Raw genomic sequence first — 9,258 nt, 5'->3', positions numbered from 1 at the left:
GCAGCGCCATCACATGCAACTGGTCGAGCAGCAACGGCAGATGGCCGAAGCGGCGAGCGCGGCGAAGACCCAGTTCCTGGCCACGCTGAGCCACGAGATCCGCACGCCGATGACCGGCGTGATGGGCATGGCCGAGTTGCTGCTCAGCACGCCGCTGAGTCCGTTGCAGCATGACTACACCCAGGCCATGCAGCGCTCCGGCAGCATGCTGCTGAAGCTGCTCAACGATGCGCTGGACCTGGCCCGCATCGAGGCCGGCAAGCTGGAGCTGGAACCGGCGCCGTTCGATCCGCGCCAGCTGCTGGAGGATGTCGCACAGCTCGAACAAGGCCTGGCCCACACCAAGGGCATCCGCTTCGTGCTGGAGGTGGCCGATGACCTGCCGGCGCGACTGGTGGGCGATGCGCTGCGGATCAAGCAGGTGCTGTTGAACCTGGCCAACAACGCGCTGAAGTTTACCGAGCACGGCCACGTCACCTTGCGCGCGCGGCGCACGCCCGACGGCTTGCTGTTCAGCGTGAGCGACACCGGCCCGGGCATTCCCGAAGCCAGTCAGGCGCGGCTGTTCCAGCGCTTCGAGCAGGAGGACGGCCCACAGCGGCGCGCCGGCAGCGGGCTGGGCCTGGCGATCTGCCGCGAACTGGTCGACATGATGGACGGCAGCATCGAACTGGAATCGCGCCTCGCGCATGGCAGCACGTTCCTCGTGCGACTGCCGCTCGCCGAGCCGGCACCGGCATCGCCCTCGACGGACACGGCGGGCCGCAACTTCCGGTTGCTGCTGGTGGAGGACGACACCATCGTGGCCGCGGTGATCGGCGGCCTGCTGGAGCAGCAGGGACACGCCGTGGTGCACGTCGTCAACGGACTCGCCGCGCTGGCCGAGCTGGCGCATGCGAGCTTCGACGCGGTGCTGCTGGATCTGGATCTGCCCGGCGTCGATGGCTTCCAGATTGCCCGCCTGATCCGCCAGCGCGAGCATGCCGGGCGGCATCTGCCGATCGTGGCGGTCACCGCGCGTTCGGGCAGCGGGGACGCACTGCGTGCGCGCGCAGCCGGCATGGATGGCTTCCTGTGCAAGCCGCTCAGCGGCGAACAACTGGCCAGCGCGCTGGCGCGCACCATCGTTGCGGCGTCACCACCGGTCATTGCCCTGGCATGAGCGGCGCGTCGCCAGCTACATGTCGTTCTTGTGCAGTTCGAATCCAAGCCGCTGGTACTCGCGCCAACGCGTGCGCGAACCATCACGTTCGGCCGGATCGGCGGCCACCACCTCCAGCACGCGCTGGTAACGGCCGCCGGGGCAGGTCTCGCGCAGGTTGATCAGCAACGGACGATCGGCGGTGTCGATGCCTGGCGGCACGATCAGCACGGCAGTCGCCGCATCGTCGTCGTCGCCGGCCAGTTGGTGCGGAATCATCACGTCTTCGTCGAACGCCCACAGCAGCTCGTCGACCGCTTCGGCCTGTGCGTAATCACGGGTCAGGATCAGCGTCGGCTGCTGCGCCGAGAACGCCTTCTTCGCCAGCTCACACACCAGCAACAGCGGTTGCTCGCGAAAGCGCGGCTTGTCGATCAGGTAGAAGTCGGCGCGTGGCATGGCAGGTCGGCTCCTTGGTGCGCTCAGCCAGCGCGATCCAGCAGCCACTGCGCCAGCAACGCGACCGGCCGGCCGGTAGCCAGACCCTTGCGGCCTTCGTCCCACGCGGTGCCGGCGATGTCCAGATGGGCCCAGCGCTGGCCGTCGGTGAAGCGCGACAGGAAGCACGCGGCGGTGATCGCACCGGCGCTCTTGCCGCCGATGTTGGCGACGTCGGCAAAGCCGGAGTCGAGTTGGGTCTGATAGTCGTCCCACAGCGGCAGGCGCCAGGCGCGATCGAGGGTTTCCTCACCGGCGGCGAGCAGTTCGGCGGCGAGGTCGTCGTGCTTGCTCATCAGGCCGCTGGCATGTTTGCCCAGCGCGACTACGCAGGCGCCGGTGAGCGTGGCGGCATCGACCATCGCCTTCGGCTGGTAGTTCTGCGCGGTCCAGGTCAGCGCATCGCACAGGATCAACCGGCCCTCGGCATCGGTATTCAGCACTTCGATGGTCAGGCCGGACAAACTGGTCAGCACGTCGCTGGGACGGTAGCTGTCGCCATCCGGCATGTTTTCCACGCTCGGCACCACGCAAACCAGATTGAGCTTGAGGCCCATCTTCACCGCGGCGACAAACGCACCGAGCACGCCGGCCGCGCCACCCATGTCGAACTTCATTTCTTCCATGCCGGCGCCAGGCTTCAGGCTGATGCCGCCGGAATCGAAGGTGACGCCTTTGCCGACAAACGCATACGGCTTGTCGCCATCGTTGCCGCCCTTGTATTCGAGTGCGATCAATCGTGGCTTGTTGATCGAGCCGCGCGCCACCGCCAGCAGCGAACCGAAGCCGAGCTTTTCCATCTCGACGTGGTCGAGCACCTTGCAGCTGACCTTGTCCTGCGTGTCGGCAAACGCCTGCGCCTGTGCGGCAATGTACGCCGGGTTGCAGATGTTCGGCGGCAGGTTGGCCAGCTCGCGGGCAAAGCGCACGCCGTCGGCGATCGCCACCGCCTGGTCGAGTCCGACTTGCGCGTCGGCATTGGCCGCGAACGCGAGTGCAGTCAGTTCGGGCTGCTTGTTCTTGTCGCGCGGCTTGAACGTGGCGGTGTAACGGTAGGCTGCATGATCGCTGGCCAGCGCGGCGATGCGCACGCGCCAGGCGCTGTCGCGGCCCGGTACGTCCACTTCGGTCAGGTACGACACGGCATCGGCCACCGGCAGACGGCCAAGTGCACGTGCCGCTTCGAGGTTCACTTTCTGGAAGCGAGCGGCATCGAACGACTTCTGCGTGCCCAGGCCCACCACCAGCACGCGTTTTGCGGCGACACCGGTCGGCGCAAAAAGCAGCGTGCTGCTGCCGGCCTTGCCGCTGATGTCGCCGCTCTCCACCTGCCGTTTGAGCATGCCGCCGGCGGCGCTGTCCAGCTGAGCGGCGGCACTGGTCAGTACGCCGTGTTCGTACACGCCGACCAGCACGCAGGCCGTGTCGACGGTTTCGGGAGCGGCCGTGTCGAGGCTGAACTGGAGTGTCATCGGGATGTTCCTGCATGGGCCCGGCGGCAGCCGGACAGGCTAGACTTGTGATTTGCCGCGCCGACCTGGCGCGGTGGGTAAGCGGACAAGTTTATCGCATGCTGAGCATCCTCGACCGCTATTTCCTGCGCGAGCTGGCGCAGACCGTGGCCGCCACCGTGGTGGTGCTGCTGGTCATCGTGGCCGGCAGCGCGTTCGCCAAGGTGCTGCAGCAGGTCGCCAACGGCAGTTTTCCGCCCAGCGTGATGTTCCAGGTGCTAGGCCTGCGCACGCTCGATGGCCTGACCAACATGATGCCGCTGGCCAGTTTCATCGGCGTGCTGATGGGACTGGGCCGGATGTATCGCGAGAGCGAGATGCATGTGCTGGCCTCTTCCGGCATGGGCCCGCCCGGCTTGCTGCGGCCGGTGCTGATTCTCGGAGTGACGCTGGTGGCGATCACCGCACTGGTGTCGCTGTGGCTGGGGCCGTGGGCCGTGCGCACTAGCGACGCGATGGTGGCCGCCGCCAATCGTTCGGTGATTGCGGCCGGACTGGATGCGGGTCGCTTCACCAACCTGCCGGGCAAGGGCGGCATCATCTTCGTCGACAGCCTGAGCCGCGATGGCAGCAAGCTGGGGCGTACCTTTGTCGCCACCGAGAGCACCGGCAAGGATGGCCCGACGCATCTGAAGGTCGTCAGCGCGGCCAGCGGCGAGCTGTATCAGGAGAGCGACGGCGACGGCCGATTCATTGCGTTCAAGGACGGATGGCAATACGACATCCCGCTGGGCACCGACAACTGGCGGCAGATGCAATACCAGCGCAACGACACCTCGCTCTCCAGCGTGCAGGCCGATGATGACGATGATCCGGCTCACTCGAAGGGCAGCTGGACACTGGCCCAGTCGAACGATCCGTCTGATCGCGCCGAGTTCGCCTGGCGCGCCAATGCGCCGCCGCTGACCCTGGTGCTGTTGCTGCTGGCCTTGCCGCTGTCGCGACAGAGCCCGCGCGAGCCGAAGTATGGCCGCCTGTTGCTGGCCGTGGTCAGCTTCTATCTCTACTACCTGCTGCTTGCGCTGGGCCGCGCGCAGATCGGCAAGGGCCACTGGCAAAACGAGGCGCCGTTGTGGGTCTTGCATGCCGTGGTGCTGGCGCTGGCCGGCTGGATGCTGTGGAAACAGTATTCGCCGCGCAAGGCAGCCCGGCCGCACAAGCCGCAGGCGGGTGCGCCGGCATGACGCTGTCTCTCGCCAACATGTTCAACATCAAGCGCGTCGATCGGCTGGTGGCGATGAGCGTGCTCGGCTCGCTGCTGATGGTATGGCTGGTGCTGACCGGCTTCGACGCGGTGACCCAGTTCCTGCGCCAGCTCGGCAGCGTGGGCAAGCACGGCTATACGCTGAGCAACGCGATCGTCTATGTGCTGGTGACCTTTCCGCGTCGCGCCTACGAGATGTTCGGCAATGCCGCCTTGATCGGCGGCCTGCTCGGTCTGGGCGGGCTGGCCGGCACCGGCGAACTGACCGCCCTGCGTGCGGCCGGGATGTCACGCCTGCGTATTGCGGGCTCGGCCGTGGGCGTGGTGGCGGTGCTTATCGTCGGCGTGGTGATCCTCGGCGAGACCGCGGCGCCGTGGGGCGACCAGCAGGCGCAGGCGATGCAGCTTCGGATGAAATCCGGCGACCTCGGCATGGGCACCAACAGCGGGCTGTGGGCGCGCGACGGCAACACCATCATCAATGCCCGCGGCACCTCGCTCAAGCAGCACGACGGGGTCAGCAGCGTGCAACTCAGCGACGTGCGCGTGTTCACCTTCAGCAACGATGGCCAGCTCAGTCGTTTCGAATGGGCCAAGACCGCCGAACACGACAGCAACCAGTGGGTGCTGCACGACGTGCGCAACACCACGCTCGATGCGCAGGGTACGCATCCCAGCACGATCGCCAGCCAGCCCTGGCAGTCCAGCCTCAATCCGCAGGTGCTGGCGCAGTCGGTGATCCAGCCGCAATACCTGTCCATGCGCGACCTGCGCCGCAACATCCAGTATCTGGAAAGCAACGGGCAAAGCCCGGGCAGTTACGCGGTGGCGTTCTGGGGTCGCGCGCTGTATCCGCTCAACGTGCTGGTGCTGGTGTTGTGCGCGATGCCGTTCGCGTTCGGTGCACTGCGTTCCGGCGGGCTGGGCAAGCGCATGTTCATCGGCATGTTGCTGGCGATCGGCTGGTATTTCCTGCAACAGGCGATGGTCAACTTCGGCACGGTCTACGGCCTTTCGCCGCTGCTCGCCAACCTGCTGCCGGCCTCGATACTGGGGCTCGCGGCGTGGCTGTATTTCAGGCGCAGCGCCTGACCGCGACGGCGGCTGCGCGGCGACCATGGCATAGCCTCCGGGCATCGGCATTTTCCACAGAGACAGAGGATCGGTGATGCACGTGATTGATCTGCGCAGTGACACGGTGACCCGGCCGACCACCGCGATGCGCGCGGCGATGCTGGCGGCGGAAGTCGGTGACGACGTCTATGGCGAGGATCCCACGGTCAATGCGTTGCAGCAGCGGCTGGCGGACGATCTGGGTTTCGATGCGGGGTTGTTCGTGCCCAGCGGCACCCAGTCCAATCTGCTGGCGTTGCTGGCGCACTGCGAACGCGGCGATGAATACCTGGTCGGCATGGACGCGCATACCTACAAGTTCGAAGGCGGCGGCGCGGCGGTGCTCGGCTCGATCCAGCCGCAACCGATCGTGCAGGCGGCCGATGGCTCGCTGCCGCTGGCAAGCATCGAGGCGGCGATCAAGCCGGTCGATCCGCATTTCGCACGTACCCGCGTGCTGGCGCTGGAAAACACCTGGCACGGCCGCACGCTGCCGCTGGATTATCTCACCGCCGCGCACGACGTGGCGCGCTCGCACGGGCTGGGCCTGCATCTGGATGGCGCGCGGTTGTTCAATGCGGCGGTAGCCTGCGCCGTGCCGGCGCGCGAGATCGCGCGGCACTTCGATACGGTGTCGATATGCCTGTCCAAGGGACTCGGTGCGCCGGTCGGTTCGGTGCTGGTCGGCTCGCACGCGTTGATCGACAAGGCGCGGCGCTGGCGCAAGGTCGCCGGTGGCGGCTGGCGGCAAGCCGGCATCCTCGCGGCGGCGGGCCTGCACGCTCTGGATCACCACGTCGCACGACTGGCGGATGACCATCACCGTGCGGCCTATCTGGCCGGCCGCCTGCGCGAGATAGCCGGCGTCGACCTGCTCGGTCAACACACCAACATGGTGTTCATCGACGTACCCGCCGCGCGCCTGCGCGAACTGGACGTCCATCTGCGCGAGGCGGGCATCCGCATCAGCATCGGCTATCTGCCGACGCTGCGGCTGGTCACGCATCTGGATATCGACGACGACGGCATTACCCGCGTCGTCGAGGCGTTCAGCGCGTTTTTTTCGCGCGGCTGACTTTCGATGCGCCGCGCCCGCCTGGTGGCGCGGCGTCGAACTGGCGGATGAAATCACGCACTTGCGGATAGACCGTCTCGCGCCAGCGGCGGCCGCTGAAGATGCCGTAGTGGCCGGCGCCTTCGATCATTTTGTGTGCACGCCGCTGGGCCGGGATGCCGCTGCACAGGTCGTGCGCCGCTTCGGTCTGGCCGAGGCCGGAGATGTCGTCCAGCTCGCCCTCGATGGTGAGCAGGGCGCTGCGCGTGATCGCCGCGGGGTTCACCCGCTCGCCGGCGACATCCCACAATCCGCGCGGCAGCAGGAATTGCTGGAACACCTTTTCGATGGTGTCCAGGTAGAACCTGGCCGGCATGTCGAGCACGGCGTTGTATTCGTCGTAGAACTTACGGTGCGACTCGGCGTCGTCGAGATCGCCGCGCAGCAGGTCCTGGTAGAAATCCCAGTGCGAATTGAGATGGCGGCCGGGATTCATCGCGATGAATCCGGCGTGCTGCAGGAAGCCGGGATAGACCTCGCGGCCGCGGCCGGGATAGTTCGGCGGCACGGTGTGGATCACGTTGCCGCGGAACCACGACAGCGGCTGGTTGGTGGCCAGGTTGTCGACGCTGGTAGGGCTGCGTCGCGGGTCGATCGGGCCGCCCATCATGGTCAGGCTGAGCGGGGTGTCCTCGCCGCGCGCGGCCATCAGCGAGACCGCCGCCAGCACCGGCACAGTCGGCTGGCATACCGAGATCACATGCAGCTGGCGCGCACCGATGTGGCGGATGAACTCCTCCACATACGCGACGTAGTCGTCCAGCCCGAACGTGCCTGATGCGATCGGCACCATGCGCGCATCGACCCAGTCGGTGATGTAGACCTTGTGATCGCGCAGCAGCGTGCGCACGGTGTCGCGCAGCAGCGTGGAGTGGTGACCGGACAACGGCGCCACCACCAGCACCACCGGATCGTTCTTCATCTTCTCGATGGTGGCCGGATCGTCGCTGAAGCGCTTGAAGCGCTTGAGCTGGCAGAACGGCTTCTCCAGCGCGACACGCTCGATCACCGCGATCTCGTGATCGTGGGCGGTCGCGGTATGGATGCCGAACTCGGGCTTCTCGTAATCCTTGCCGAGGCGATGGATCAGCTCGTAGCCGGCGGCCAGTCGCTGCGCGCCGGGCAGCTTGGCGAACGGGCTGCTGTTGTCGTTGAGCATGCTCGCGTTGGCTTGCGCGAAGTAGCTCAGCGGGCCGAGGAACGAGCGTTGCCATTCATGGATCTGATAAAGCATCGGAGTGGGTTTGCCGGGAGACGAAAGAGCCATATTAGCGCCGTTCCCGGCATGCGTGTTGCGATGCCGCAAAAGCGGGCACCCAGCTCAATCAGTGACTTGGCGCAGGGCCCGGGCGATAACGACAGCGCAGCAGCAGCTCATCGACACCTTGCGTATCGCCCAGGCCATCGCGCCATTGCAGGGGTTTCTGGAAGTGCAGGCCGAGCGGCATGAACACCCGGTTGTACCACCACATCGCGCGCTCGCGTTTGTGCGTCAGGTACCACTGGCCGAGGTCGAGCAGGCGCGAGGATTTCGGCTGCATGCCATATACCGCGCTCTGTTCGATCATGAAACCATGTCGGGCGAGTTTGGTGATGATCTGGGCCGGTTCGTAACGACGGCAGTGGCCGACGAAGTCGTCGAACGCAGTCCACGCCTCCGGATGCAAGGGCACCGACAGCAGCACGCTGGCACCGGGTGTCGCCACCCGTGCCAGCTCGGCCAGCGCGCTGTCGTCATTGGCAACGTGTTCGAGAATGTCGAGCGCGCAGATCAGCTCGAAGCTGCCGTTCGCGCAGGGTAGCGCGCCGATCATGCCGTGCACGGCGTTGGCGCCGTGCGCACGCAGGCGCTGCAGGGCGGCGTGGCTGAGGTCGACGAAGCAGGTGCCGTCCAACGGCAGTCGCGGGCGCAGGCCGGGCGCCACTTCCAGTCGACGCGGCGCGGCGGCAGCCAGTTCGCGCAGCAGCGGCCAGGTATTGAAGCGCTCCGGTCCGATCAGCTTCGCCTGGGCCCACAACGATTCGTAGAAGCCGCGGTTGGCGCGGATCAGTTCGGCGTCGCTGCGGCTCTCGGCGGGGCGTGGCTGGGACATCGGGGGATTGAATCCTCTACGCGCTGAGCAAAGTGTGAAGCGACTGGTCATTCCAGCAGGCGGATCTCGGTATGCGCGGCGAAATCATGGATCGCGCGCCGACGTGGATCGAACAAGGCCACTGCAAACCACGCGGCCCACACGCCCAGCAGTGTCCACAACGTGGGCCGCAAACCGAGCATTGGTTCCAGCATCAACAGCACCAGTGGCGCCGCCGCCACCAGCGCGCGGATCAGCGCCTGCTGCACGGAGGGCGTGCCGCCATCGTCGCGGGTGACCCGGATGCGCCACGGCCGCATGCCGACCGTCTGCCCACCGCGCCGCCACGAGCTGATGAAGTACGCCAGCACCACCAGCGCCTGCAGCAGCTGGTACCAGATCGGCACGACCGTCCTGCCTGCGGTATGGATCAGCTGGCCGCCGGTGGCCAGCTGGCACAGCAGCCCCACCACCATCACGATCGCCACCACGATCAGCAGGTCATAGACCAGCGCCAGCAGGCGGCGCCATAACGGACACGGGAGATCGGTGGTGGCGAGGGTCACGGGCATGGGTTATCGGTTCGCTTGCGTAGTACGCGCGCA

General features: G+C 66.6%; 9 protein-coding genes. 4 read left to right on the top strand and 5 right to left on the bottom strand.

Annotated features, from left to right (window positions below; all coding sequences use genetic code 11):
- The coding region (locus EAH75_RS19465; RefSeq protein ID WP_140656478.1) for an ATP-binding protein at window positions 1–1,162 on the top strand (1,162 nt) is incomplete at its 5' end.
- Between the two features lie 15 nt (window positions 1,163–1,177).
- Here EAH75_RS19465 and EAH75_RS19460 read toward each other — a convergent pair.
- Window positions 1,178–1,600, bottom strand: a complete 423-nt coding sequence (locus tag EAH75_RS19460; RefSeq protein WP_140656475.1) for a DNA polymerase III subunit chi — start codon at window positions 1,598–1,600, stop codon at window positions 1,178–1,180.
- A 23-nt stretch (window positions 1,601–1,623) separates the two neighbouring features.
- A complete protein-coding gene (locus tag EAH75_RS19455) occupies window positions 1,624–3,111 on the bottom strand; it encodes a leucyl aminopeptidase (RefSeq protein ID WP_140656472.1) in 1,488 nt (495 codons plus the stop codon).
- A gap of 98 nt (window positions 3,112–3,209) precedes the next feature.
- Between EAH75_RS19455 and lptF the strand changes: the two genes are divergently transcribed.
- The 3 genes from lptF (at window position 3,210) to ltaE (ending at window position 6,542) form a co-directional block, all read left to right on the top strand.
- Complete coding sequence (gene lptF, locus EAH75_RS19450) at window positions 3,210–4,334, top strand: LPS export ABC transporter permease LptF (protein WP_140806560.1); 1,125 nt, start codon at window positions 3,210–3,212, stop codon at window positions 4,332–4,334.
- The gene (gene lptG / locus EAH75_RS19445; RefSeq protein ID WP_240046352.1) at window positions 4,331–5,446 is read left to right on the top strand and encodes an LPS export ABC transporter permease LptG; all 1,116 of its coding nucleotides are present in this window, start codon (window positions 4,331–4,333) and stop codon (window positions 5,444–5,446) included. Before lptF ends, lptG begins: the two co-directional genes overlap by 4 nt.
- Window positions 5,447–5,522: 76 nt before the next feature.
- Window positions 5,523–6,542, top strand: a complete 1,020-nt coding sequence (gene ltaE / locus EAH75_RS19440) for a low-specificity L-threonine aldolase (RefSeq protein ID WP_140656466.1) — start codon at window positions 5,523–5,525, stop codon at window positions 6,540–6,542.
- Here the strand turns inward: ltaE and EAH75_RS19435 are convergent.
- The 3 genes from EAH75_RS19435 to EAH75_RS19425 form a co-directional block, all read right to left on the bottom strand.
- Window positions 6,517–7,815 carry a polyhydroxyalkanoate depolymerase gene (locus tag EAH75_RS19435; protein ID WP_140656483.1) on the bottom strand — a complete coding sequence of 433 codons (1,299 nt, stop codon included), beginning with the start codon at window positions 7,813–7,815 and terminating at the stop codon, window positions 6,517–6,519. The genes ltaE and EAH75_RS19435 overlap by 26 nt on opposite strands.
- A gap of 91 nt (window positions 7,816–7,906) precedes the next feature.
- Complete coding sequence (locus tag EAH75_RS19430; RefSeq protein WP_140656463.1) at window positions 7,907–8,674, bottom strand: class I SAM-dependent methyltransferase; 768 nt, start codon at window positions 8,672–8,674, stop codon at window positions 7,907–7,909.
- Between the two features lie 47 nt (window positions 8,675–8,721).
- The gene (locus EAH75_RS19425; RefSeq protein WP_140656461.1) at window positions 8,722–9,225 is read right to left on the bottom strand and encodes an RDD family protein; all 504 of its coding nucleotides are present in this window, start codon (window positions 9,223–9,225) and stop codon (window positions 8,722–8,724) included.
- Window positions 9,226–9,258: the final 33 nt, after the last annotated feature.

The organism is Rhodanobacter glycinis (assembly GCF_006438785.1).
Taxonomy (GTDB): Bacteria; Pseudomonadota; Gammaproteobacteria; order Xanthomonadales; family Rhodanobacteraceae; genus Rhodanobacter; species Rhodanobacter glycinis_A.
Note: the sequence above shows the minus strand (reverse complement) of the source record. Positions and strands in the feature narration are given on the sequence as shown.

What these genes read in the sequence shown, in the direction of transcription:
- EAH75_RS19430 (WP_140656463.1), bottom strand. Translation starts at nt 8,674, where the DNA reads ATGTCCCAGCCACGCCCCGCCGAGAGCCGCAGCGACGCCGAACTGATC.
- lptG (WP_240046352.1), top strand. Translation starts at nt 4,331, where the DNA reads ATGACGCTGTCTCTCGCCAACATGTTCAACATCAAGCGCGTCGATCGG.
- EAH75_RS19455 (WP_140656472.1), bottom strand. Translation starts at nt 3,111, where the DNA reads ATGACACTCCAGTTCAGCCTCGACACGGCCGCTCCCGAAACCGTCGAC.
- lptF (WP_140806560.1), top strand. Translation starts at nt 3,210, where the DNA reads ATGCTGAGCATCCTCGACCGCTATTTCCTGCGCGAGCTGGCGCAGACC.
- EAH75_RS19435 (WP_140656483.1), bottom strand. Translation starts at nt 7,815, where the DNA reads ATGCTTTATCAGATCCATGAATGGCAACGCTCGTTCCTCGGCCCGCTG.
- EAH75_RS19460 (WP_140656475.1), bottom strand. Translation starts at nt 1,600, where the DNA reads ATGCCACGCGCCGACTTCTACCTGATCGACAAGCCGCGCTTTCGCGAG.
- EAH75_RS19425 (WP_140656461.1), bottom strand. Translation starts at nt 9,225, where the DNA reads ATGCCCGTGACCCTCGCCACCACCGATCTCCCGTGTCCGTTATGGCGC.
- ltaE (WP_140656466.1), top strand. Translation starts at nt 5,523, where the DNA reads ATGCACGTGATTGATCTGCGCAGTGACACGGTGACCCGGCCGACCACC.